We start from the raw sequence: 22,987 nt of genomic DNA on the forward strand, positions 1-22,987 counted from the left end.
CTGTGGCTGCGGTTAGGTTGTGGGCATGGCCAAGGAGAAGTCTCCGGCGGTTGAGCTGGAGGTCGGCGAGCGGACGGTCCGGATCTCGAATCCGGACCGGGTGTACTTCCCTGCCCGCGGCGAGACGAAGCTGGACCTGGTCAACTACTACCTGTCCGTGGCCGACGGCATCGTCCGCGCGCTGCGGGAGCGGCCGTGCATGCTGCACCGATTCCCATCCGGGGTCTCCGGCGACAAGGTGCATCAGAAGCGCCTACCGAACGGCGCACCGCCGTGGATGGAGACCGTCCAGGTCAAGTTCCCGCGGTACAACCGCACCGCCGACGAGCTGTGCGTCACCGAGGTCGCCCACGTGGCCTGGGCCGTGCAGATGTCGACAGTCGAGTTCCACCCCTGGAACTCCCGTCGTACCGACACCGAGAAGCCGGACGAGTGGCGGATCGACCTCGACCCGATGCCGGACTGCCCCTTCGACCGCGTCCGCAGCGTCGCTCACGTCGTACATGAGGTGCTCGACGACCTAGGCATGACGGGCTACCCGAAGACGTCTGGCGGTTCAGGGATCCACATTTACGTCCGGGTCGAGCCCGAGTACGGATTCGGCGACGTACGGCGGGCTGCACTCGCGTTCGCACGTGAGGTGGAGCGGCGTGCACCCGACGACGTGACCACCACCTGGTGGCGCAAGGATCGCGACCCCAAAAAACTCTTCGTGGACTACAACCAGAACGCCCGCGACCACACCATCGCCAGCGCCTACTCAGTCCGCGGCAACCCCGAAGGCACGGTCTCCACGCCCATCACCTGGGACGAGATCGACACCGTCGACCCCAAAGCCTTCACCATCGCCACGGTCCCGGCTCGCTTCGCCGACCTAGGTGACCTCCACGCCACCATCGACGACACCTCGTACAAGCTGGCGCCCCTCCTCGAGTGGGCCGACCGCGACGAACGCGAAGGCGCCGAAGAACCCCCTCCCCCCGAGGACTAGCCGGCCGGTCCCGTACGGCGTTCGGTCGCCCGCCGCTCCGATGCGGCCAGTCACGTACGACTGTGGTTGCCCGCCGATCCGACAGCGGCCGGGGACGCGGCTCGTGGTTGCTCGCCGATCCGTCTGCGGCCGGACATGTACGACGTGTGGTTGCTCGCCAATCCAACTGCGGCCGGAGACGTGCGCCTACGGTTGCTCGCCGCTGCGGCCGATTTACAGTGACGGGTGGCTGACGCCCGGCGCGTGGCTGAGGGAGATGGATCCGCCGGCGACCACGGTTCCCGTCGCCTGAGCTTCCGGGCTTCGGTTGCGGCCGGAGACGTGCGTCTTGTGGTTGCTCGCCATTCCGTCTGCGGCCGGGGATGTGTGCCTTGGGTTGCTCGCCGCTGCGGCCGATTTACAGTGACGGATGGCTGAGCCCGGCGCGTGGCTGAGGGAGATGGATCCGCCGGCGACCACAGTTGCCGCCGCCTGAGCTTCCGGGCTTCGGTTGCCGCCAGTAGCAACGAAGCCTGAAAAGTGACCCACCGTGGCGAACGCTCCCGCACAGGCCCCCGCCCCCTCCGCATCTCATGGGTTCCCCCACCAGCTTGTGGGTTCTGCACCCGCATGCGAGTCCAAAACCCGCCACCTCATGGGGTAACCCATCAGATGGCAGGGGCCGGGGGTGCTGGGGGTACTGCCGCGACCGGCAACCCTCGCTAATTGGTGGATTTTCGTCACCGGGTCCCTAAAACTCGCCAACTAACGCGACCCACCCCACGCTCCGGTCCGCCCGGCTCGCTAATTGGTGGATTTTCGTCACCGAGTCCCTAAAACTCACCAACTAGCGCGACCAACCCCGCGCTTGGGGGTCCGCCTGCTCGTTACCGGTGACTTTTTCGGCGCATGGACCCGAAAACTCACCGATAACGCGGAACAGGCCCGACGCCGGTCGTCCCCAGCCGCTGGGTGGAACATTTTGTGCAGATGGCGACCAGAAGTTTCCACTCAGCGCGGATCCTGGACCCCAGCCACAGCCCGGAAGCTCAAACAACGGGCACGCGATCGACTAGCGCACCATCCCCCTCAGCCCCGCGCCCAGGCCAGCCACCCGCCACTGTCAATCGGCCGCGGCGGCGAGCAACCACAAGCCCACGCCCCCGGCCGAAGACGGAATGGCGAGCAACCACCCCCGCCGTACCGGCTCAGCCACAGCCGCCACTCGGGGGCTTGAACAAGAAGCGGTGGGCGGGAACAGGTCATAACTTGTTGAAGGGCACGACAGGGGGTGCAAGCCCCCGACGAGTGCACATGAAGTGCGGCGACGAGCAACCAGACGTCTTACCGGACCGGGCGCAGCCGTGCCCAGCCCGAGGGGGTGAACCGGAACCCCGGCGGACCGCCAGCACTCACCAACCTCGCAGACGGGCCACCTCGTCACCGCATGCAGGCGGGAGCTCCGCGCCGTACCGGAGGTTGGTGAGTGTCAGCGGTCCGCGGCGCTCGATCAGCGAGGACCTGATGCAGAAGCACCTCGACGGCGACGAGTCTGCGATGGACCGCGGGGAGAGCACCCGACAGCTCGACATCTCCTACCGCGACCTCACCGACACCCGCCCGATCACCTCCGGCGACCGCGCCCCCGACGCCGTACTGATCGATGCCGACGGCAACCAGCTGCGCCTGTTCGACCTTTTCCGCGGGCCGCACGAAACCCTCCTCCGCTTCTCCCCCACCACCCCGGCCACCCACCCGCACACCGTCGACATTGGCCAGGGCGCTACACCTCCCCCAGCGCCTTCGCCGCCTACCACGCGGCCGACGGCGACGAGATCCTCATCCGCCCCGACGGCTACCTCGCCTGAGTTCACCCGCAGAGGGACAGGAGGTAGTCATATACGTAGATGCCGTCACAGGCGGGAAGCCACCGGCCCAGGCGTCGTCGCAGACGTATACGTCCTGTCGCTGCGCAGATCAGTCGCAGCCGAGGCCTCAGCCGATGTGGGTGATCTGCTCCTGGATGGTGAATTCGAGGCCGTCGGCGGCGGCGAGGTAGACGTCCTGGTCGACCAGGTTCCCGTCGAGCCGCATCAAGCCGCGTGGGCTGTCGTAGAAATGACCGCTCCGCAGCGCGGCCACCGAGCCGATGTCGATCGAGCCCGCGATCTCACCGAGGCGAGCCAGGAAGCGGATCGCCTCGTAGCAGGATTCCCCGACCGCATTCAGCGCCGGCGCGAACGGCCCGAACCGGGCGTAGTAGGTCCGCGCGAACTCGCCACTCTCGACCGTGTGCGGACCGTCGAAGTACGCCGCCGCAGCGAACAATCCGTCGTTGGCGCCAGCACCGGCGCCGAGGAGCGTGTTCTCCTCGATCGCCGGGCTGAGCCGAAGCAGCCGATCACTCAGCCCGGCCCGGGCGAACTGCCGGTTGAAGTGCACCGCGTCCTGACCCATCAGCAGCATGATCACGCCGTCGGCCGGCGTCGTCCGCAGCTCATCCAGTACGCCGCGAAAGTCCGACGTACCGAGGGGAACATAGGCCGAGTGGATGATCTCGGAACCCTTGTCCTGCAAGGCTTCTCGCGCCACTGAGCCGGTCACTCGCGGATAGACGTAATCGTTGCCTACGACAACCCATCGGCGCGCGCCATGATGTTCACGCAACCAGGCCGCTGCCGGGAGCAACTGATTGACCGGACGCTCCCCCAGCAGGAACACCCCGGGCGTATCGTCAGCGCCTTCGTGCATCGCGGCGAACGCATACACGACCCGCCCGCCGATCCGCCGCGCGAGCGCGACCCGGACCGCCGAAATGTGCCAGCCCGCTACTGCATCGACCCGGCCGCTGTCCACGAGCCGCCCGACCTCGTCCGCGACCACCTCCGGCGCGCGGCCGGCATCGACGTACACGAGCTCGATCCGTCGCCCCGCGATGCCGTTGCCGGCGTTGAGCTGCTCGACGGCGAGTTGGCCGCAGGCGAGGCAGGAGGGTCCGTAGAGGCCGGTCGGCCCTTGCCGGGGAACGACGAAGGCGATCGAGACCACGTCCGTACGACGCACTGTCACCTCCTCTGCCCGCGACCTGATCAGTGTGACCGAATCGGAGGCGGAACTTCGAGCGAAGAGCTATATTTCCCACCACGTAGACCGAGGGGGTGCCGTGCCGACCAGTTTGCTCCTACTGCTCAAGCGCGCCGAGCGCCGGATCGAGCTCGGTCTGCAGGAGCTGCTCGACGAGTTCGAGCTGACGATCGAGCAGTGGCGAATCATGGCTGCGTTGCATGAGGAACCGGGCCAGCCGATGTCGGTGCTGGCCGAGGCCGCCGTACTGCCTGCTGCCAGCCTGACGCGGCATGTGGACAAGCTGGTCGAGCGCGGTCTGATCGTGCGCCGGGTGCATGCGGCCGACAAGCGCCGGATCGTCGCCGCGCTGTCGCCGGTCGGGTCCACGGTCGCGGCGCGGGTGAGCGCCGTACAGCGGGAGCTTGAGGCTGAGCTCGCGGATTACTTCCAGATGGAAATACACGAACGTAGCGGATCGGCAACACAGCGGTAACACGCGCTTCCTAGGTTCCTTCCATTCGGGTGCATCCCCTGCCGGCAGCGTCGCCGGGCCACCGGAGCACCACTCGCCCGAAGGTGCCGCCAGGAGTTCCGCCATGTCTGTTGAACCCTCGCTCGACCACCGCACCACCCCTGAGCCAACTCAGTCTGCCGCGACGCGGGAGACGCTCGAGGACTACACGCTGCGGTTCGCGCCGCGCAGCTACCGCCGCTGGTCCACCGGCGTCGTCGCCGTCTCCGCGCTCGGCGGGATCGCGTACCTGGCCGACTTCGCGATAGGCGCGAACATCGGCATCTCATACGGGACCACGAACGCGCTGTGGGGCATCGGCATCTTCGCGGTGGTGATCTTCGCGACCGGTCTGCCGCTCGCGTACTACGCCGCCCGGTACAACATCGACCTCGACCTGATCACCCGCGGCAGCGGCTTCGGGTACTACGGCTCGGTCGTCACCAACGTGATCTTCGCGTCGTTCACGTTCATCTTCTTCGCGCTCGAAGGCTCGATCATGGCGCAGGGTCTGCAGTTGGGGCTCGGCATTCCGGTGTGGCTCGGGTACGCCGTGTCCACGTTGGTGATCTTCCCGCTGGTGATCTACGGGATGAAGGTGCTGTCGACGCTGCAGGTCTGGACGACGCCGCTCTGGCTGATCCTGATGGTGCTGCCGTTCGTGTATCTGGTGGTGTCGCACCCGGACTCGGTCTCGACGTTCCTCAACTACGGGCCGGATGCGAACTTCGGCTCGATGCTGCTCGCGGCCGGCGTCTGTCTGTCGCTGATCGCACAGATCGCCGAGCAGATCGACTACCTGCGCTTCATGCCGCCGAAGACGCCCGAGAACTCACGCCGCTGGTGGACCGCCGTACTGCTTGCCGGGCCGGGCTGGGTCATCTTCGGTGCGCTCAAGCAGGTCATCGGATTGTTCCTGGCTGTCTATGTGATTGCTCAGGTCGACGGCGGAGCGGCGATTGCGAACCAGCCGGTGCATCAGTTCCTGGAGATCTACCGCGGGTTCCTGCCGGGGTGGCTCGCGATGACGCTGGCCGTCGTACTGGTCGTGATCAGTCAGGTGAAGATCAACGTGACGAACGCGTACTCGGGTTCACTGGCGTGGACGAACTCGTACACGCGGTTGACCCGGCACTACCCGGGCCGGCTGGTGTTCCTGGCCGTCAACCTGTTGATCGCGCTGGTGTTGATGGAGGCGAACATGTTCGACTTCCTCAACACGATCCTCGGGTTCTACGCGAACTGCGGGATGGCGTGGATCGTGGTCGTTGCCTCCGACATCGTCTTCAACAAGTACCTGCTGAAGCTGTCGCCGCTGCACCCTGAGTTCCGGCGGGGCATGCTGTACGCCGTCAACCCAGTCGGGTTCGTGTCGATGGGTGTCGCTGCTGGGGTGTCGATCCTCGTGTTCTTCGGTGGACTCGGATCTGCGATCAGGCCGTACTCGCCCTTGGTCGCGATCGGGCTTGCCCTCGTCCTCCCCCCGGTGCTGGCTGTGGCGACTCGCGGTAAGTACTACTTGCGTCGTACCGACGATGGACTCGACCTGCCCATGTACGACGACCACGGCAACCCGTCTGGCGACGTACTGACGTGTCATGTTTGCCGCCAGGACTACGAGCGCCCCGACATGACCGCCTGCCTCACCCACGACGCCGCCGTCTGCTCACTCTGCCTGAGCACCGACAAGGTCGCCGATCACGTCCTACCATCGCAGTCATGAACTTCACCCCCTCCGACGTGGAGAAGCTCCTCCTCTCCGTGGCCGGCATGGTCGCCCGCGACCGGCTGGCCCGGGGAGTCCTCCTCAACCACCCCGAGGCGGTGGCGTTGCTGAGCACGTGGGTGATCGAACGCGCCCGCGAAGGCGCCGCCGTCGCCGACCTCATGCACACCGGCCGCGAAGTCCTCACCCGCGACCAGGTCATGCCCGGCGTCGCCGAACTCCTCCACGACGTCCAGATCGAAGCCACCTTCCCCGACGGCCGCAAGCTCGTCACTATCCACAACCCAATTATTTAAGGCGGCCCCGATGGCAGAGCCGAGTAGACTTAGTAAGGAAGAGCAGGGGACGCACCCAGCAGCACCCGCCCCGGGCGACGCTGTACCCACCTCAGGCGGCCCGACTGGGCCAGGGGCGATCCGCACCCGGCCGGGCACGATCGTGTTGAACGCCGATCGCACTCCGGACGAGCGTTTGCGACTGGTGATCGTGAACACCGGCGACCGCCCGGTCCAGATCGGCTCGCACCTGCACCTCCCCGATGCGAACACCGCCCTCGCCTTCGACCGCGAGGCAGCCGCCGGTTTCCGCCTCGACATCCCCTCCGGTACGTCGCAACGCTTCGAGCCCGGCGCATCCCGCGAGGTCAACCTGGTAGCGCTCAAGGGCGCCCGCCTCGTCCCCGGAATCCAGGTGAAGCGTCATGGTTGAGATTTCTCGGGCGGCTTATGCGGCGTTGTACGGGCCGACGGTGGGGGACCAGGTTCGGCTGGCTGACACCGATCTGTGGATCGAGGTGGAGGAGGACCGGACTGTCGGGGGTGAGGAGGTCGTGTTCGGGGGCGGGAAGTCGATCCGGGAGTCGATGGCTCAGGGGACGGCTACGCGGGCGGAGGGTGCGCCGGACACGGTCATCACCAATGTGGTGGTGCTGGACTGGTGGGGGATCGTTCGGGCCGACGTGGGGATTCGGGATGGGCGGATCGTTGCGTTGGGGCGGGCGGGGAACCCTGATATCGCGGACGGCGTTCATCCGGCGCTGCGGATCGGGCCGTCGACGGATGTGATCGCGGGTGAGGGACGGATCCTCACGGCGGGCGCGTTCGACTCGCACGTGCACCTGTTGTCGCCGTCGCAGCTGCATGAGGCGCTGGCGACTGGGATCACGACGGTGGCGGGCGGTGGGACCGGGCCGAGTGAGGGGTCGAAGGCGACGACCGTGACGCCGGGTGCATGGCACCTCGAGCAGATGCACCGGAGTCTGGACGCGTACCCGCTCAACATTCTCCTGCTGGGCAAGGGGAACACGGTCAGCGCAGAGGCACTCGCCGAGCAGGCGCTGGCCGGCGCGGCCGGGTACAAGGTGCATGAGGACTGGGGTTCGACTCCGGCGGCGATCGACACCGCGCTGCGGGCGGCCGACGACTGGGGGCTGCAGGTTGCCCTGCATGCGGACAGCCTGAACGAGGCCGGGTTCGTCGAGTCGACGCTCGGCGCGATCGCGGGCCGGTCGATTCACGCGTTCCACGTGGAGGGCGCGGGCGGTGGTCACGCGCCGGACATCCTGTCGATCGCGGCGTACCCGCATGTCATCCCGGGCTCGACCAACCCCACGCTGCCGCACACGGTGAACACGGTCGCCGAACACCTCGACATGCTGATGGTCTGCCATCACCTGAGTCCCGACGTACCGGAGGATCTTGCGTTCGCCGAGTCGCGGATCCGGGCGACCACGATCGCGGCCGAGGACATCCTGCACGACCTCGGCGCACTGTCGGTCACGTCGTCGGACGCGCAGGCGATGGGCCGGATCGGCGAGGTGATCACGCGGACCTGGCAGGTCGCACACGTGATGAAGCACCGGCGCGGTGCCCTCGACGGCGGGTTGCCGGCCGACAACGAGCGGGCCCGGCGGTATGTCGCCAAGTACACGATCAACCCGGCCATTGCCCACGGCATCGATCACGAGATCGGTTCGGTCGAGGTCGGGAAACTGGCGGATCTGGTGCTGTGGGATCCCCAGTACTTCGGGGTCCGGCCGCGCCTGGTGATCAAGGGCGGCGCGATCGCGTGGGCCGCATTGGGTGATCCGAACGCGTCGATCCCGACCCCGCAGCCGGTGCTGATGCGGCCGTCGTTCGGGGACGCGATCGGCGCGGACCTGTCGGTGACGTTCGTATCGCCGGCGGCGCTGGACGACGGGCTGGCCGGGCGCCTCGGGTTGCGTCGGCGGTTGGCCGGCGTACGGCCGACGCGCGAGATCGGGAAGGCGGACATGAAGAACAACTCCGCGCTCCCGACGATCGACATCGACCCGGAGACATTCGCGATCGCGGTCGACGGCGACCCCGTCGAGCCCTCCCCCGCCTCGGTCCTCCCGCTGGCCCAGCTCTACGCGATGTTCTGATGAGCACACTCGCGTTAGTTGGTCGTTTTTGGGTGCTGGGCGACGAAAAACCGCCAATGAGCGAGCTACCCACCACAGGCCGGTACGGCGGAAGTCGCGCGTCGCGTGAGGTGGTCGGGTGAGCTCGCCGGAGGTTGTCGCGTTGATGCTGGCGGATGGCCGTCTCCCCACCGGCGGCCACACGCAGTCGGCGGGACTCGAGCCCGCCGTCCGCGCGGGATTAGGTGCCGACGGCAAGCAGTTGGCCGACGTCGGCGAGTACGCCCGCGACCGGCTCCGCACGGTCACGCGGACCGAGGCCGCGGTCGCCGTACTGGCTCGGCACAACTCGGACCGCCAGGCTCTCACCGAACTCGAGGCGGCGTGGGCGGCGCGGACACCCAGCCGCGCGCTGCGGACCGCGTCGCGACGTCAGGGCCGGGCGTATCTGCGGTTGGCCGAGCGGGTCTGGCCCGACGTACTGAACTGCCTGCCAAGGGACGGCGAGATCGCACGCCCGGTCGTCATCGGCGTGATCGGCGCAGTGACCGGGCTGTCGGCCGAGCAGGTTGCGCGGCTGGTCGCGTACGACGACGCGCAGACGGTGGTCGCCGCCTCCCTGAAGTTGCTGCCGGTAGATCCAGCAGGCGCGGTCACCTGGCTGGCCGCGTTGCACGACGACATCGAGCGGCTCGTCAACGACGTCGCGCCACTGACCGACATCGAGAAGATCCCCTCCGGCGGCGCACCGCTGATCGACCAGTTCGCGGAGCAGCATGCCATCGAGAGAATGAGGTTGTTCCATGCCTGACACCACGACTCGTTCGTTCCGGCTCGGCGTCGCCGGACCGGTCGGTACCGGGAAGAGCTCGCTGATCGCGACCATCTGCCGCGAACTCGCCGACGAGCTGCGCCTCGGCGTGATCACCAACGACATCTACACCGACGAGGACGCACGTCTGCTCCGTTCGGCCGGCGTACTCGACCCCGAGCGCATCCGCGCCGTCGAGACCGGCGCCTGCCCGCACACCGCGATCCGCGACGACGTCACGCCGAACCTGATCGCCGTCGAGGATCTCGAACGCGACTTCGCCCCACTGGACGTCGTACTGGTCGAGTCCGGCGGCGACAACCTGACCGCGACCTTCTCCCCCGCCCTGGTCGACGCGCAGATCTTCGTGCTCGACGTGGCCGGCGGTGGTGACGTCGCGCGCAAGGGCGGCCCCGGCATCGCGCGCGCCGACCTGCTGGTGGTCAACAAGACCGACCTCGCCCAGTACGTCGGCGTTGACGTCGAGCAAATGGTGAAAGACGCCGAGGCCGCGCGGAACGGTAAGCCGGTACTCGCGCTGTCCCGGCATGACGCGGCATCGGTGGCCGGCCTGAAGGACTGGGTGCTGGCGATGACCAAGATCGTCCGGGACGGCGGCCACACCCCGGTCGACCCCGGCCCGATGGCACCGCACTCGCACGTCGACGAGAACGGCGTCATGATCTCGCACACCCATGCCCACTCGCATTGAGGTCGTCGCTGATCCGGTTCGCGACCGCTGTGTGCTGATCACGGATCACCTGTCGCCGCGCCGGCTCCCTGGGCCGGCCGGCGTCGTACGGGTTGCCCTGGTGGCGGCCGGTGCGTTGCTGCTCGCCGGGGATCAGGTGCGGATCGAGGTCGTGGTGTCCGGCCCGATCCGCCTCGAGATCGTCGAAACGGCTGGGACGGTCGCGTACGCGATGCGGGGTTCGTCTGCGCGGTGGGACGTTGCGGTCGAGCTCACCGACGGCGCGAGCCTGCATTGGTACGGCGAACCGTTCGTGGTCGCCGCCGACGCGGACGTCACCCGATCGACAACCGTGCGCCTGGAACGAGGCTGCACGGCCGAGATCCGCGAGTCCCTCGTCCTCGGCCGGTACGGCGAAGTCGGCGGCAGCCTGCAGACCCAGACCCGCGCGTGGGTCGGGTCGGAGCTGTTGCTGGCCGAGGACCTCGACCTCAGCCCGGAGAACCGCACGGGCTGGGCGATCCTCGGCCAGTCCCGCTGCCTCGACACCGTGACCGCCCTCGGCCATCGCCTGCCCGAGGCCCCGCACATTTTGCAGCTCGAGGGCTGCGGGTCGATCGCGCGCCGCCTGGTGGACCAGCAGCACGAGAGCGACCTCGGCGAACGGACGCCCATCACCCACTAAGTCCCCGAAACCGGGGCGCGCGCGCCGATGCTGAGCGTGCGGGCCGGCGTCGGCCAGGGGTTACTGGGTGATGGCGGTCCGCTTGCGTGCGCAAAGCGGGCGGCAGGCGACCGGGGCGTTCTAGGATCGGCGGGTGCGCACACTTGATTCGGAGGCCGCGTTCGACCTGGCGGTTGAGCTGGCGACCAGTGGTGAACGACGGATCCTGGGCATCTGTGGAGCGCCGGCCGCGGGGAAGTCGACGTTCGCCGAGCACCTCGCCGCGAGGCTGACGGCCGAGGGGCATCAGGTGGCGTTGGTGCCGATGGATGGGTACCACCTGGCGCAGTCCGTGCTCGAAGAGCTTGGGCTCGCGGAAGTGAAGGGCGCGCCGCACACCTTCGACGGCTACGGATTTGTTGCCTTGCTCAAAAGGTTGAAGGAGGCATCGACCGAGCCGATCTGGGCACCGCGTTTCGACCGCGGGCTTGAGGACTCGATTGCCGCCAGCATCGGGGTCGCACCGGAGGTCAGCCTGGTCGTGACCGAGGGCAACTATCTGCTGCTCGATGAGATGCCATGGGCAACTGTCCGCACGGTGCTCGATCAGTGCTGGTACGTCGAGGTCTCCGAGGAGCTGCGGCACCAGCGACTCGAAGCTCGGCACATGCACTTCGGCCGCTCCAAGGAGGAGGCGCACGAGCGCACCTTCGGCAGCGACGAGCGCAACGCCCAGCTGATCGCCGCGACGGCGAAGTCGGCGGACGCGATCGTCCAGCTCAACTGACCCGCTCAATGCTCAGCTGACCCGCTCGATGCTCAGCTGACCCGCTCGATGCTCAGCTGACTCGCTCGATGAAGGCCGCGACCCCGTCCAGGTAGAGCTGCAGCCCGAAGTCGAAGTCCTGCTCGCTGTTCTTTTCGAAGTCGCCGACGTCGTCGAAGACCCCCGCGTCCAGCACCCGCGCCAGCGCAGGCAGTTGCCGTGGGTCGATCACGCGAGCCAGCGTCGCGCCGTACTGGCGGAAAGTGTCCGGGTTGTCGGCGAACCCCGCCGCCAGCTCCAGCGACATCCGGATCTCACCCTGGACTAAGGTCATCAGGCCCATCACGATGCCGACCTTCGCCTCCGCCGAGAGTCCGGTGCCGGACAGCGCGCCGAGGGCGGAGTCGAACCAGGCAAGGTTGTTCGGGCCGGCGGGCGGTCCGGAGATCGGGAGCTTCGCGTACCAGCGGTGTTTGCGCACCGCAGTCATCACGGCGTCGGCCCAGATCGTCAGCCCGGTCCGCCAGTCGACGTCGGCGGGCAGCGACTCCGGGCGCTCGAGCGCCGCGTCCGACATCAGCACGAGGAGATCGTCCTTGCTCTTCACGTGCCGGTAGAGCGCCATCGTGGAGTTGCCCAGCCGCTCGGCGACCCGCGCCATCGAGACCGCGGCCAGGTCGTTGTCCGCGTCGGCGATCTCGATCGCGGCCCGGACGATGTCGTCCAGGGTCAGCGTCGGCTTCGGCCCGCGCCGCGGTGTCTCCCGCAGGCGCCACATCAGGGCCACGTCGGCCGGCAGCTCATCCACTCCCTCAGTCTAGGGCTTGCGAACCACCAATGCGTACCTGCTACGCTATTTAGCGTATTGGATACGCAATAAGGAGGGGATCATGATCGTCGAGACCACCGGACTCCGGAAGTCGTACGGCGCGACCGAGGTGCTGACCGGGATCGACCTGGCCGTGCCGGAGGGCTCCGTGCTCGCCCTGCTCGGCCCGAACGGCGCGGGCAAAACCACCATCGTGCGGATCCTGAGCACACTGATCCGCCCCGACGCGGGCCACGCGACCGTCGCCGGGTACGACGTCATCCGGCAGGCACCCGCGGTCCGGAGCGTCATCAGCCTGACCGGGCAGTACGCCGCGGTCGACGAGAACCAGACTGGTCGGGAGAACCTGGTCATGGTCGGCCGGCTGATGCACCTCGGCCGGAGCGGAGCACACCGCCGTACCGGCGAGCTGCTGGAGCAGTTCGGGCTCACCGATGCGATGGACCGGCGAGTGAAGACCTACTCCGGCGGCATGCGTCGGAGACTCGACCTGGCGATGAGTCTGGTCGCGCGGCCGCGGGTGATCTTCCTGGACGAGCCGACCACCGGACTGGACCCGGGCAGCCGCTCGACCATGTGGGAGGCGATCAGTGAGCTGGTCCGGGACGGGACCACCATCCTGCTCACCACGCAGTACCTGGAAGAGGCGGACCGGCTCGCCGACCGCATCGTCTTACTGGACCACGGCCGCATCGCTGCGGCCGGCACTGCCGACGCACTCAAGGCACGGGTCGGTGGAGAGCGGATCGAACTGCGGTTCGCCACCGAACCGGAGCTGCTGAAGGCAACCGCGCTACTGCGAGCCGTGCACACAGACGGCGTGCTCAGCGTGCCATCTGACGGCACAGCGATGCACCTGCACCACCTGCTGGACCTACTGCGCGACAACGGCCTCCACCCGGAGCGTGTGGCCGCCCATCGCCCGACACTCGACGACGTTTTCCTCGCGCTGACCGCCTAGGAGCTGCTCATGTCTCACCAGGGTGTTGCCGCCGCATTGTCGGACACGGCAACGATGATCGACCGCAGCGTGCGCCTGGTACGCCGCAACCTCGAAACGCTGTTCGCAGCGATCCTGCTCCCGCTCATGATGATGGCGCTGTTCGTCTACGTGTTCGGCGGTGCGATCAGCACCGGCACGCAGTACGTGAACTACGTCGTCCCGGGCATCCTTCTGCTCACCACTGGGTACGGCGCCGCGTCGACTGCCATGGCGGTTGCGGACGACATGAACAGCGGCATGATCGATCGCCTGCGCTCACTGCCGATTCGCAGCATCTCTGTGCTCACCGGCCACGTCGCAGCGAGCGTCGCACGCAATGCGCTGTCGACGGCGATCGTCGTACTGGCTGCACTCGCTATGGGCTTCCGGCCGAACGCAGGGGTCGTTGACTGGCTCGCTGCGATCGGACTGCTGCTCCTGTACGTCGTTGCGCTGTCATGGCTGGCTGCTGGTCTCGGTGTGATCGCGCGGTCGGTGGAATCGGCCAGCACACTCAGTTTCTTCATGTTGTTCCTGCCGTACCTCAGTAGTGCGTTCGTGCCGACGGACACGATGCCGGCGTGGTTGCGGCCGATCAGCGCACACCAGCCAATCACTCCAGTGATTGAAACGGTACGGGGGTTTCTGACCGGCGCACCGGTTGGAAACAACGGCGTCCGCGCACTCGCGTGGTGTTGTGGTCTACTCGTGGTCTCGGTCCTGCTGGCGACTTCGCTGTACCGGAAGCGGACTCGCCGTTGAGCGCACGAAACGCACCGCTCAGCGGACAGTGTTTCGGGAACCAGCGAAATAGTTCGGACATGACCCCGCGAGATTGTTAATGTCCAAGTCCCCCCCAACGTGTGGAGGTCCCACTCCCCCCGGGACCCACACGGACAAGCGCCCCGGTCATCGACCGGGGCGCTTCGTTGTTCCCAGCCAGAATTTTCCGAGCGGTGGTGTCAATTCCCGGGGTGCTGGTTCGACGTACCAGTAAGAGCAACCAGAGGAGAGGGTCAGGATGAACGCCACCACCACCATGATCATCACCATGCTGGCCGAGGGGAACCCGGTCTGGTACGTCGCAGCAATGGTGAACATGCGCAGCCACGACGTCTACGAGATCGGCCTCGCCGCTGGTTACCCGGACAAGGCCAAGCTGCGGTGTGCGCTGCTGGCCGCTCGGCGTGCCGCATAGGCTGCCCATGTGGAGCCTGTGAGCGTTGTCGACTATCACACCGCTGGAGAGCCCTTCCGCATCGTCACTGACGGCGGTCCGGCTGTTCCTGGCTCCACTGTGGCCGAGAGGCGGCTCACCGCGCAGTCCACTCCGGCTATCGACGCCGTACGGCAACTGCTGGTCAATGAGCCGCGGGGGCATGCCGACATGTACGGGTGCTTCGTCGTACCGCCGGATGATGCAGGCGCCCACTTCGGCGTGCTGTTCTGGCACAAGGACGGCTACTCGACCGCATGTGGACACGGGACGATCGCCTTGGGCGTCTGGGCAGTAGAGAGCGGCCTGGTCCCCGCTGCGCCAGATGGCGTCACCGAGGTAGTGATCGACGTACCGTCTGGGCGAGTGGTGGCTCGGGTGACGTCCTCCGACGTGACGTTCCAGAACGTGGCGTCGTACGTGCTGGCACGCGCAGTGCCCGTCGCCGGTGTCGTCGCAGACATCAGCTTCGGTGGCGCCTTCTATGCCTCTGTGCCCGCTTCCTCCGTCGGACTGTCCGTCGTACCGGAGCACTACGCCGACCTGATCGCGATCGGCCGCCAGATCAAGTGGGCCCTGAACGACGTCGCCGTACACCCGACTGACCCGCGGCTGAACGGCATCTACGGCACCATCCTGTACGACGACCTCGGGCCGACCGCTGACGGTCCGCACCAGCGCAACGTCGCCATCTTCGCCGACGGCCAGGTGGACCGCTCCCCGTGTGGATCCGGCACGTCCGCCCGCCTCGCCCTCCTGCACGCCGACGGCCTGCTGGGTGCCGGCCAGGTGCTGACACACGACTCCATCGTCGGTACGACGTTCCGCGGCCGCGTCCTCTCCGAGACACCAGCCGGAGTCCTGACTGAGGTGTCCGGCCTGGCGCACCGGACTGGCACCAGCACGTTCACTCTCGACCCGCACGACCCCCTCGGCACGGGGTTCACCCTGCGCTAACGTCAGACCCATGATCTTCATCACCGCGAAGTTCCGCGTGAAGCCCGAGTCCGCCGAGGACTGGCCGTCCATCGCCGCCGACTTCACCGCCGCCACCCGCGCCGAGCCCGGCTGCCTCTGGTACGACTGGTCCCGCTCTCTCGACGACCCGAACGAGTACGTCCTGGTCGAGGCCTTCGCCGACGACGACGCCGCCACGGCCCACGTCACCTCGGAGCACTTCAAGGCCGCTCAGCGCGACCTCCCGCCGTACCTGGTCGAGACTCCGCGCATCGTCAACTTCAAGGTCCCCCAGAACGACTGGTCCGAGCTCGGCGAACTCGCCGTCAAGTAGCTCATGTCGATCGCAGGTACCCAGAGCTACGCGGGCGCTGACGTCCCTGAGCTGGTCGCTGCCGCAGTGAGCCTGGCTGTTGAGCTCGGGTTCACCTCATCCTGCCGACTGGAGCAGGGGCGGCTGCTGATGGCGCTGGCCTCAGGAGCGGACAGTGTGATCGGCGAGACCGGCACGGGGTGCGGGGTGGGTCTCGCGTGGCTGGTGTGCGGCCGGCGGCCCGGCGTACGGATTGTGAGCATCGAGCGCAACGCAGAGCAGGCCGCTCGGGTGCGGCAGCTCTTCGCCGGGGTTGCCGACGTGGAGGTCGTGACTGGCGACTGGTCTGTCATCGCCGACCGGGCGCCGTTCGACCTACTGGTGCTCGACGGCGGCGGGAGCCTGACGGATGGGTCAGGTACCGACCCGTCGCTCCTGGTGCGTCCCGGCGGCACCGTGGTGAACGACGACTTCACTCCGATGACCGAGTGGCCGCCGATCCACGAAGGCGCCGTCGACGCGGAGCGACTGGCCTGGCTCACCCACCCGGATCTCCTGGCAACGGAGCTCCGGCTGGCGCCAGACTTCTGCACCCTCGTCGCTACGCGCCGGCCCGCTTCATAAGGCATGGTCCAGCTGACCGTCGCGTCGCTCAACACGCGCGGCATGCCACTACGTGGTTCGCGGCTCGGTGAGCGGTACGCCGCGATCGGTGCGGTCTTCGAAGCATCCGACGTGGACGTCGTGAACTTCCAAGAGGTGCTCACCTACTACCACCTCCGACAGCTCGTCCGCGCAATGCCGTCGTACCGGTTCGTCAGCTTCCGCAGGTCGGTAGCTGGTCCGGCGGGTGGACTGCTGACACTGTCCCGTACGGCGATCGCTCGGATCGACTACACGCACTTCCCACTGCCCGCCGCGGCTGATGTGGTCGGACTCCCCCGCCTGTCGCGACAGCAGGCGCGGCTGAAGGGTGTGCTCGTCACACACCTCGCGGGCGTCGCAGTGCTCAACACCCACCTGCTGGCCAACTTCGACGGCGACTGGTCCGAAACGAACCGCTACTACCGCCTACAACACCAGCAACTCACAACACTCGCCCACGCAGTCGCAGCCCTCGACAAGCCAGCCGTCATCACCGGCGACTTCAACCTCGCCAGCAACAGTCCCCTCTACCGCACCTTCATCCAGGACACCGGCCTGCTCAACGCCTTCGGCGACAACTGCCCGCCAACCTTCCACGCCTCGTACCTCAGATCCAACCAATCACCCCACTGCATCGACTTCCTCCTCCTCTCCGACTCATCAATCACCGTCAAGACAACGCAGCTCACCTTCACCGGGCCGCTACCCATGCCAGGCGGCCACGACTACCTCACCGACCACCTCGGTCTCCAAGCCCATCTCACGCTCTAGAGATCGGTCTGATTCGGGACCTTTATCTACAGAAGACGTGAAGGGTCGGGTGGGAGCCTAGGGTGAAGATCGGTAGCGGGTCGATCACGGAGCGTGGAGGAATTGTGCTCAGGACTGTTGTCACCCTGGCGAGTTGCACGGCGGTAGTGGTTGCCGGGGCGGCGTTGGGGGTGCCCGGGCGGGGCGTGGTGCGTGAGGCTGAGGTGCGGACCGTGCAGGTGTGGCTGAAGCCAGATGTGGCTGGGGCTGAGCGGTTTGCCTTGGCGGTGTCTACGCCGGGCAGTCCACAGTTCCATCGGTACTTGAGTCCAGATGAGTACACGGCTCGGTTCGGACCTACTGCGGCGGCGGCCAAGGCGGTTGCTGATCGGCTGACGGCCAGCGGGCTGACCGACGTACAGGTCAGTGGTGGGCGTGACTTTGTGTCGGCAACCGGACCTGTGTCGAGGCTGCAGTCGGTAGGCGGGCCGGATGTTCTTGCGGTGACCGGGTTGAACAGCGGGTCGCGTGCATTGGCTGCGGCGGCGTCAGCGAAGGCACCGGTCTGCTCGCAGTACTGGGCAGAGCACGTGCAGAGCTTCAAGCCGGCGTACAAGGGTCTGACCAAGGCACCGCTGCCGATCTGTGGTTACACCGCCAAGCAACTGCGCACCGCGTACGGCGTCTCTCCCGCCTTCAGCGGTAAGGGGCAGACCGTGGCTCTGACCGAGCTCGGGTTCGGGACCGCGATGCAGAAGACCATGCAGGAGTGGGCCAAGCGCAGCGGCCTGCCAGCCCTCAGGCCAGGTCAGTACCGGGAGCAGACCGTGGGCCGCGCATGCACCGCACCGAGTACCCGCAGCGCCAGCCGGTACGACGACGAGGCGGAGATGGACTCGCAGGCGGTCTACGCGATGGCGCCGCACGCGAACCAGTTGGTCGTCGTCGGCAACGGATGCGACGAGGTCGAGGGACTCCTGAACGCCGTCCACGGCGTACTGATCGGCAACGGCCACAAGCCGAGCGCCAGCATCGTCTCCAACTCCTGGGGACTCCCCGGTGACCCCGCCTCGACCAAGACCCTGCATGCGCTCACACTCCGGGCCGCAGCCGAGGGTGTCGGCCTGTACTTCTCATCCGGCGACTCGGCCTCTCTCGACGCGGTCGCAGAGGAGCCGTTCGCAACTGCAGTCGGCGGTACGACGCTGGGCCTCGGCAAACGGAATGAGCGAGTGTTCGAGACCGGGTGGTCGAGCAACGACGTGTCGCTCGACGACGGCAAGTGGAACGACCTCGGTGCCGGCTCAGCGGCCGGTGGCGGCACCAGCCTCGTCTATGCACAGCCCGCCTACCAGAAGGGCGTCGTACCGGCATCGATGTCACACGTCCGGGTCCACGGCAAGACCGTCGTCAACCGCGTGACGCCTGACATCTCCGCCGTCGCCGACTCGAACACCGGCATGCTGGTCGGCCACACCGACGACAACGGCCGCTACCAGACGCAGTCGACCGCAGGCACCAGCCTGTCCGCCCCACTGATCGCAGGGCTCGTTGCCGGTGCCCAGCAGGGCCGGCGAGCGCCCTTCGGCTTCATCAACCCGGTTCTCTACCGCCTGCACGGCACCCCCGCAATCCGCGATGTGCTCCCGCTCACTGCCAAGACGCCGCAGCAGAACCGCGTCGCCTACCTCCCGGCCACGCCCGGCTACAGCCCGAGCCTGGAGTTCTTCAATTACCAGGGCACCGGTACCGACCTGGTCACCGCCAAGGGCTACGACACGATGACCGGCATGGGCACCCCGAACGGTCTGTTCTTCACCCTGGCCCTGCGCCTCAGCCCCAGGTGAGAACGACGAAGGCCCGGACCTGATGGTCCGGGCCTTCGGAAAGTAGCGGGGGCAGGATTTGAACCTGCGACCTCTGGGTTATGAGCCCAGCGAGCTACCGAGCTGCTCCACCCCGCGCCGCTTCCTTACAAGTAGAAGTCTAGGCGATGGCCGGTGTGCATCCAAATCGGGCCCGGGGCGCGGTGGGTCAGGTCGAGCTTGTCGTGAGGTCGAAGAGTTGGCGGAGGGCGTCCAGGTACACGGGGCCGTCGAGGCTGGTGGAGAACTCTTTGGCGCGCACGGTCGGGCGGTGCAGGATCTTGCGGAGGATGCGGTGTACGGCGGCGTCGGTCTCGGCTCGTTGGCGTTCGGTCAGCTCCGGCAGCCGGTCGTGCAACCGGCCCAGTTCGATGTCCGCGAGTTGCCTGACCTGCGCGTGCATCGCGGCGATGACCGGTGCTGCCGCCGCCTGTTCCTGCTCGACGGTGTACGCCGCGACCGCCTCGGCGACGATGGCACGGACCTGTGGTACCTGGTCCGGGGTCTCTCGCTCGGCCAGGTGACGGCCGAGGGCGGTGAGGTCGACGAGCATCACTCCGGGCAGGTTGCCGACCGCGGAGTCCACGTCCGGCGGCATCCCCAGGTCGAGCACGAACAAGGGTCGCGCTCCGATCCGGGCCCGCGCCGCGAACACATGCTCAGCAAGCACGACCGGTACGACGGATCCGGTGGCCGTGACCAGGATGTCGGCCTCAGCGAGTTTCGCGGGCAGGTCGCCGGCCGGCAGGTGCCTGCCGTGCACCGATGCGGCCATCTCGGCGGCTCGCGATTGTCTACGGCTGGCCACTGACAACTGCCCGACGCCGGCCTCGTTCAGCAGCCGTGCCGCAAGTTTGCCGGTGGTGCCGGTCCCGAGCACGACGGCGTCGCGGCCGGCGAGCCCCCCGAGCTCGGTGTCGGCGACATCCAGGCCGGCCCGGACCAGCGAAATGCCTTCGGTACTGATCGTGGTTTGCGTGCGCGCCCGCTTGCTGGCCCGCAGCGCGGCGTCGATCATGCTGGTGATGGCGTGGCCGGTGGTTCCTGCCGCCGCGGCCACACCCGCCGCGGCCTTGAGCTGGGCGACGATCTGCTCCTCGCCCACGGCCATCGAGTCCAGCCCGCACGCTACCGAGAACAGGTGCTCGGCGGCTGCCTCGCCCACGCGCACGCGGGCAAACCCCATGACCTCCCCGACCTGGAGCCGCCCATGCTCTGCCAAGAGCTCCGCGACGACCTGAGCCACTTGCTCGGCGGGGCCGTTCGCCGCCGCATAGACCTCGACCCGGTTGCAGGTGGACAGCAGGATCACCTCGTCGACCGGCGGCTCGGCGTACAGGCGGGCCAGCACGCTGCCTCGTTGTGACGCAGGAACCGTGAGCTTTTCCAGAACGTCGGCCGGGGTGAACCGGTGGGACAAGCTCAGGCAGACAATCGTCATCGTGGTCACCGTTCGGCGGTGGGCTTTGGGTTGGGAGACTGGCAGTGGGTGACGTAGGCCCGGCACCCGGCCGGCGCCGGGGCCACGTCACGGTGCGATCTGGTAGCTCAGGACTGCCCGGCGCGGACGCCCTTCTCGACCCGCTGGCCGAGATCCGGGTCGACATTGCGCCAGTACTCGAAGGCGCGCAGCAACACCGGCTCGGTGACACCATCGAGAAGGTGGCCGACGATGTTGCCGACCAGTCGTTCGCGGGCCGCGTCGTCCATGACCTCGCGGACCAGCGTGCCGGCCTGACCCCAGTCGTCGTCCTCGGCGTGCAGCGTCTGGGCGGCGTGCACCATGTCTCCGTCCGAGTACCAGCCGGCCGGCTCGCCGTACCGTTCGGTGTCGGCCTGCGGACCGCCCTTGGAGTTGGGCGAGTACACCGGGTCGGTGGCGTTGCGGTAGCGCATGGCGCCGGCCGTGTTGTAGCTGTTCACGGCCGACTTCGGAGCATTGACCGGCAACTGGTTGTAGTTCACTCCGATCCGGGCCCGGTGAGCGTCCGGGTAGGAGAACATCCGGCCCAGCAGCATCTTGTCCGGGCTCGGCCCGATACCGGGCACCATGTTGCTGGGCTCTACGGCCAGCTGCTCGATCTCGGAGTGATAGTCGGCCGGGTTCCGGTCCAGGGTCATCGTGCCGACCTCGGTCAGCGGGTAGTCGGCGTGCGGCCAGACCTTGGTCATGTCGAACGGGTTGAACCGGTAAGCCGCGGCGTCCGCGAACGGCATCAGCTGCACCTTCAGCGTCCAGCTGGGGAACTCACTGCGCCGGATCGCCTCGAACAGATCGCGGACGTGGAAGTCGCTGTCCGTCCCCGCCAGCGCATCCGCCTCGGCCTGCGTGAGGCACTCGACGCCCTGGTCGCTGATGAAGTGGTACTTCACCCAGTGCCGCTCGCCCTGGGCGTTGACCCACATGTAGGTGTGGCTGGAGTACCCGTTCATGTGCCGCCAGCTGCGAGGAATCCCCCGGTCCCCCATCAGCCACGTCACCTGGTGGGCCGACTCCGGCGACAGGGTCCAGAAGTCCCACTGCATGTCGTGGTCGCGCAGGTTGTTGTCCGCACGGCGTTTCTGCGACCGGATGAAATGCTGGAACTTGATCGGGTCGCGCAGGAAGAACACCGGGGTGTCGTTCCCGACCATGTCGTAGTTGCCCTCGGACGTGTAGAACTTGAGCGCGAAGCCGCGCGGGTCGCGCCAGGTGTCAGGGCTGCCGTGCTCACCGGCCACCGTGGAGAACCTGGCCACCATCTCGGTCGTCGTCCCCGGCTGGAACAACGCCGCCTTGGTGTAGGCGCTGATGTCGTTGGTGACCTCGAATCGGCCGAACGCGCCGCCGCCCTTGGCGTGCGGCTGCCGCTCCGGAACCCGCTCCCGGTTGAAGTTGGCCATCTGCTCGATGACGTAGTGGTCGTGCAACAGGATCGGCCCGTCCGGGCCGACGGTGAGGGAGTGCTCACTGCTCTCGATCGGAATGCCGGCGTCCGTCGTCGTCGCCTTGGGATCCATGCTGGGCATGCGCTTTCTCCTTGCTGAGTTGGATGATGGCCGCGATCACTTGTCGGCCGGGTTGAGCGCCCGGAAGACCAGCCCGGCGGCGAGGCCGGCAATTGCCTGGACGACGAGATAGACCCACAGGGTCGACCACGCGAACAGACCGCCGGTGGCCGCACCGAGCGACACGGCCGGGTTGAACGCGGCGCCGGAGATCCCGCCGACGGCGAACGCGCCGGCCAGGACGGTGAAGCCGATCGCCAGCCCGAAGAAGGAGTTGCCCGGCTGATCCTTGCTGGTGGCAACGTTCAGTACGACGTAGCACAGGGCGAAGGTGAACAGCAGCTCCACCACCGCCGTCGCGCCGAGCTCATGACCGGACGGACGCAACCGCACCGTCCTCGCCGGGTCGACCACCGCGCGGGCGACCAGTCCGGCGATCACGCCGGCAACCAGCTGCACGATCCAGTACTGCACAGCGTCGGCCAGCCCGATCCGGCGCCGTACCAGCGCGGCCAGCGTGACGGCCGGGTTGTAGTGCCCGCCGGAGATGTGACCACCGGCGTAAACCATCACCATCAGGACTGAACCCGCGGCCAGCGGCGTGAATGCGCTGTGGCTCAGTCCACTGACTGCCACTGTGAATACGAGGAAGAACGCCCCGATCGCCTCGACCGAGTCCTTCCGCAGTGCGAGCGCCCAATGGTGGGGCAGTGTCACGGCCTCTCGCCCGTTTGTGACGACGTCAGCCATTTCGTTTCCACCTTCTCTCAGAAGTCCGATATGGCTCAACGATTCCGCTGAAGCGATCGCGAACCATCGTGGCCAGCGGCCGTCTACTGCACCCGTCAGTGGGC

At 67.4% G+C, this 22,987-nt stretch carries 24 protein-coding genes and 1 tRNA gene; 18 read left to right on the forward strand and 7 right to left on the reverse strand.

Annotation, left to right across the window (positions count from 1 at the left end; translation table 11 throughout):
- Positions 1–25: 25 nt before the first annotated feature.
- Positions 26–991 (forward strand): non-homologous end-joining DNA ligase, encoded by a 966-nt coding sequence (gene ligD, locus ACFVWG_RS33720; RefSeq protein WP_391547517.1) that lies wholly within the window; start codon positions 26–28, stop codon positions 989–991.
- Between the two features lie 1,419 nt (positions 992–2,410).
- On the opposite strand, the gene ACFVWG_RS33725 is transcribed toward ligD, so the two are convergent.
- Both ACFVWG_RS33725 and ACFVWG_RS33730 read right to left on the reverse strand, forming a co-directional pair.
- Positions 2,411–2,683, reverse strand: coding sequence for a hypothetical protein (locus ACFVWG_RS33725; protein WP_391547518.1), 273 nt, complete (start codon positions 2,681–2,683; stop codon positions 2,411–2,413).
- Positions 2,684–2,965: 282 nt separating this feature from the next.
- On the reverse strand, positions 2,966–4,033 hold the full coding sequence (locus ACFVWG_RS33730) for a substrate-binding domain-containing protein (protein WP_391547519.1): 1,068 nt from the start codon (positions 4,031–4,033) through the stop codon (positions 2,966–2,968).
- A 100-nt stretch (positions 4,034–4,133) separates the two neighbouring features.
- On the opposite strand from ACFVWG_RS33730, the gene ACFVWG_RS33735 reads away from it, so the two are divergent.
- The 9 genes from ACFVWG_RS33735 (at position 4,134) to ACFVWG_RS33775 (ending at position 11,609) form a co-directional block, all read left to right on the forward strand.
- A complete protein-coding gene (locus ACFVWG_RS33735) occupies positions 4,134–4,529 on the forward strand; it encodes a MarR family winged helix-turn-helix transcriptional regulator (RefSeq protein ID WP_391547520.1) in 396 nt (131 codons plus the stop codon).
- 103 nt (positions 4,530–4,632) lie between these two features.
- Entirely contained in the window at positions 4,633–6,270 is a 1,638-nt protein-coding gene (locus ACFVWG_RS33740; protein WP_391547521.1) for a purine-cytosine permease family protein, read from the forward strand.
- Complete coding sequence (locus tag ACFVWG_RS33745) at positions 6,267–6,569, forward strand: urease subunit gamma (RefSeq protein WP_391547522.1); 303 nt, start codon at positions 6,267–6,269, stop codon at positions 6,567–6,569. The genes ACFVWG_RS33740 and ACFVWG_RS33745 overlap by 4 nt, the downstream gene beginning before the upstream one ends.
- Before the next feature lie 118 nt (positions 6,570–6,687).
- Complete coding sequence (gene ureB / locus ACFVWG_RS33750) at positions 6,688–6,981, forward strand: urease subunit beta (protein ID WP_391547692.1); 294 nt, start codon at positions 6,688–6,690, stop codon at positions 6,979–6,981.
- Positions 6,974–8,677: an urease subunit alpha gene (locus ACFVWG_RS33755; protein WP_391547523.1), complete on the forward strand. Its 1,704-nt coding sequence runs from the start codon at positions 6,974–6,976 to the stop codon at positions 8,675–8,677. Before ureB ends, ACFVWG_RS33755 begins: the two co-directional genes overlap by 8 nt.
- Before the next feature lie 118 nt (positions 8,678–8,795).
- Entirely contained in the window at positions 8,796–9,467 is a 672-nt protein-coding gene (locus tag ACFVWG_RS33760; protein ID WP_391547524.1) for an urease accessory protein UreF, read from the forward strand.
- Positions 9,460–10,179: an urease accessory protein UreG gene (gene ureG / locus ACFVWG_RS33765; RefSeq protein ID WP_391547525.1), complete on the forward strand. Its 720-nt coding sequence runs from the start codon at positions 9,460–9,462 to the stop codon at positions 10,177–10,179. Before ACFVWG_RS33760 ends, ureG begins: the two co-directional genes overlap by 8 nt.
- The gene (locus tag ACFVWG_RS33770) at positions 10,163–10,843 is read left to right on the forward strand and encodes an urease accessory protein UreD (protein WP_391547526.1); all 681 of its coding nucleotides are present in this window, start codon (positions 10,163–10,165) and stop codon (positions 10,841–10,843) included. Before ureG ends, ACFVWG_RS33770 begins: the two co-directional genes overlap by 17 nt.
- A gap of 133 nt (positions 10,844–10,976) precedes the next feature.
- On the forward strand, positions 10,977–11,609 hold the full coding sequence (locus tag ACFVWG_RS33775) for a nucleoside/nucleotide kinase family protein (protein WP_391547527.1): 633 nt from the start codon (positions 10,977–10,979) through the stop codon (positions 11,607–11,609).
- Between the two features lie 52 nt (positions 11,610–11,661).
- Here the strand turns inward: ACFVWG_RS33775 and ACFVWG_RS33780 are convergent, their stop codons facing one another.
- Entirely contained in the window at positions 11,662–12,396 is a 735-nt protein-coding gene (locus ACFVWG_RS33780) for a TetR/AcrR family transcriptional regulator (protein ID WP_391547528.1), read from the reverse strand.
- 82 nt (positions 12,397–12,478) lie between these two features.
- On the opposite strand from ACFVWG_RS33780, the gene ACFVWG_RS33785 reads away from it, so the two are divergent.
- The 8 genes from ACFVWG_RS33785 (at position 12,479) to ACFVWG_RS33820 (ending at position 19,127) form a co-directional block, all read left to right on the forward strand.
- Positions 12,479–13,378: an ATP-binding cassette domain-containing protein gene (locus ACFVWG_RS33785; protein WP_391547529.1), complete on the forward strand. Its 900-nt coding sequence runs from the start codon at positions 12,479–12,481 to the stop codon at positions 13,376–13,378.
- Positions 13,379–13,387: 9 nt separating this feature from the next.
- Positions 13,388–14,161: an ABC transporter permease gene (locus ACFVWG_RS33790; RefSeq protein ID WP_391547530.1), complete on the forward strand. Its 774-nt coding sequence runs from the start codon at positions 13,388–13,390 to the stop codon at positions 14,159–14,161.
- Positions 14,162–14,420: 259 nt separating this feature from the next.
- Positions 14,421–14,597, forward strand: coding sequence for a hypothetical protein (locus ACFVWG_RS33795; RefSeq protein WP_391547531.1), 177 nt, complete (start codon positions 14,421–14,423; stop codon positions 14,595–14,597).
- A gap of 9 nt (positions 14,598–14,606) precedes the next feature.
- Positions 14,607–15,572 carry a proline racemase family protein gene (locus ACFVWG_RS33800; RefSeq protein ID WP_391547532.1) on the forward strand — a complete coding sequence of 322 codons (966 nt, stop codon included), beginning with the start codon at positions 14,607–14,609 and terminating at the stop codon, positions 15,570–15,572.
- A 10-nt stretch (positions 15,573–15,582) separates the two neighbouring features.
- Positions 15,583–15,906 carry a putative quinol monooxygenase gene (locus ACFVWG_RS33805; protein WP_391547533.1) on the forward strand — a complete coding sequence of 108 codons (324 nt, stop codon included), beginning with the start codon at positions 15,583–15,585 and terminating at the stop codon, positions 15,904–15,906.
- A 3-nt stretch (positions 15,907–15,909) separates the two neighbouring features.
- Entirely contained in the window at positions 15,910–16,509 is a 600-nt protein-coding gene (locus ACFVWG_RS33810) for an O-methyltransferase (protein ID WP_391547534.1), read from the forward strand.
- Between the two features lie 3 nt (positions 16,510–16,512).
- Positions 16,513–17,301, forward strand: coding sequence for an endonuclease/exonuclease/phosphatase family protein (locus ACFVWG_RS33815; protein ID WP_391547535.1), 789 nt, complete (start codon positions 16,513–16,515; stop codon positions 17,299–17,301).
- A gap of 62 nt (positions 17,302–17,363) precedes the next feature.
- Positions 17,364–19,127, forward strand: a complete 1,764-nt coding sequence (locus tag ACFVWG_RS33820; protein ID WP_391547536.1) for a protease pro-enzyme activation domain-containing protein — start codon at positions 17,364–17,366, stop codon at positions 19,125–19,127.
- 43 nt (positions 19,128–19,170) lie between these two features.
- Here the strand turns inward: ACFVWG_RS33820 and ACFVWG_RS33825 are convergent.
- The 4 genes from ACFVWG_RS33825 to ACFVWG_RS33840 form a co-directional block, all read right to left on the reverse strand.
- Positions 19,171–19,244: transfer RNA gene (locus ACFVWG_RS33825), tRNA-Met, on the reverse strand.
- A 70-nt stretch (positions 19,245–19,314) separates the two neighbouring features.
- Positions 19,315–20,586, reverse strand: a complete 1,272-nt coding sequence (hemA, locus tag ACFVWG_RS33830) for a glutamyl-tRNA reductase (protein ID WP_391547537.1) — start codon at positions 20,584–20,586, stop codon at positions 19,315–19,317.
- Positions 20,587–20,693: 107 nt separating this feature from the next.
- Positions 20,694–22,154 carry a catalase gene (locus ACFVWG_RS33835; protein ID WP_391547538.1) on the reverse strand — a complete coding sequence of 487 codons (1,461 nt, stop codon included), beginning with the start codon at positions 22,152–22,154 and terminating at the stop codon, positions 20,694–20,696.
- A gap of 36 nt (positions 22,155–22,190) precedes the next feature.
- Complete coding sequence (locus ACFVWG_RS33840) at positions 22,191–22,883, reverse strand: MIP/aquaporin family protein (protein ID WP_391547539.1); 693 nt, start codon at positions 22,881–22,883, stop codon at positions 22,191–22,193.
- Positions 22,884–22,987: the final 104 nt, after the last annotated feature.

The organism is Kribbella sp. NPDC058245 (genome assembly GCF_042882005.1).
Lineage (GTDB): Bacteria > Actinomycetota > Actinomycetes > Propionibacteriales > Kribbellaceae > Kribbella.

What these genes read in the sequence shown, in the direction of transcription:
- ligD (WP_391547517.1), top strand. Translation starts at nt 26, where the DNA reads ATGGCCAAGGAGAAGTCTCCGGCGGTTGAGCTGGAGGTCGGCGAGCGG.
- ACFVWG_RS33740 (WP_391547521.1), top strand. Translation starts at nt 4,633, where the DNA reads ATGTCTGTTGAACCCTCGCTCGACCACCGCACCACCCCTGAGCCAACT.
- ACFVWG_RS33745 (WP_391547522.1), top strand. Translation starts at nt 6,267, where the DNA reads ATGAACTTCACCCCCTCCGACGTGGAGAAGCTCCTCCTCTCCGTGGCC.
- ACFVWG_RS33755 (WP_391547523.1), top strand. Translation starts at nt 6,974, where the DNA reads ATGGTTGAGATTTCTCGGGCGGCTTATGCGGCGTTGTACGGGCCGACG.
- ureG (WP_391547525.1), top strand. Translation starts at nt 9,460, where the DNA reads ATGCCTGACACCACGACTCGTTCGTTCCGGCTCGGCGTCGCCGGACCG.
- ACFVWG_RS33770 (WP_391547526.1), top strand. Translation starts at nt 10,163, where the DNA reads ATGCCCACTCGCATTGAGGTCGTCGCTGATCCGGTTCGCGACCGCTGT.
- ACFVWG_RS33785 (WP_391547529.1), top strand. Translation starts at nt 12,479, where the DNA reads ATGATCGTCGAGACCACCGGACTCCGGAAGTCGTACGGCGCGACCGAG.
- ACFVWG_RS33790 (WP_391547530.1), top strand. Translation starts at nt 13,388, where the DNA reads ATGTCTCACCAGGGTGTTGCCGCCGCATTGTCGGACACGGCAACGATG.
- ACFVWG_RS33795 (WP_391547531.1), top strand. Translation starts at nt 14,421, where the DNA reads ATGAACGCCACCACCACCATGATCATCACCATGCTGGCCGAGGGGAAC.
- ACFVWG_RS33805 (WP_391547533.1), top strand. Translation starts at nt 15,583, where the DNA reads ATGATCTTCATCACCGCGAAGTTCCGCGTGAAGCCCGAGTCCGCCGAG.
- ACFVWG_RS33810 (WP_391547534.1), top strand. Translation starts at nt 15,910, where the DNA reads ATGTCGATCGCAGGTACCCAGAGCTACGCGGGCGCTGACGTCCCTGAG.
- ACFVWG_RS33815 (WP_391547535.1), top strand. Translation starts at nt 16,513, where the DNA reads ATGGTCCAGCTGACCGTCGCGTCGCTCAACACGCGCGGCATGCCACTA.
- hemA (WP_391547537.1), bottom strand. Translation starts at nt 20,586, where the DNA reads ATGACGATTGTCTGCCTGAGCTTGTCCCACCGGTTCACCCCGGCCGAC.
- ACFVWG_RS33835 (WP_391547538.1), bottom strand. Translation starts at nt 22,154, where the DNA reads ATGCCCAGCATGGATCCCAAGGCGACGACGACGGACGCCGGCATTCCG.
- ACFVWG_RS33840 (WP_391547539.1), bottom strand. Translation starts at nt 22,883, where the DNA reads ATGGCTGACGTCGTCACAAACGGGCGAGAGGCCGTGACACTGCCCCAC.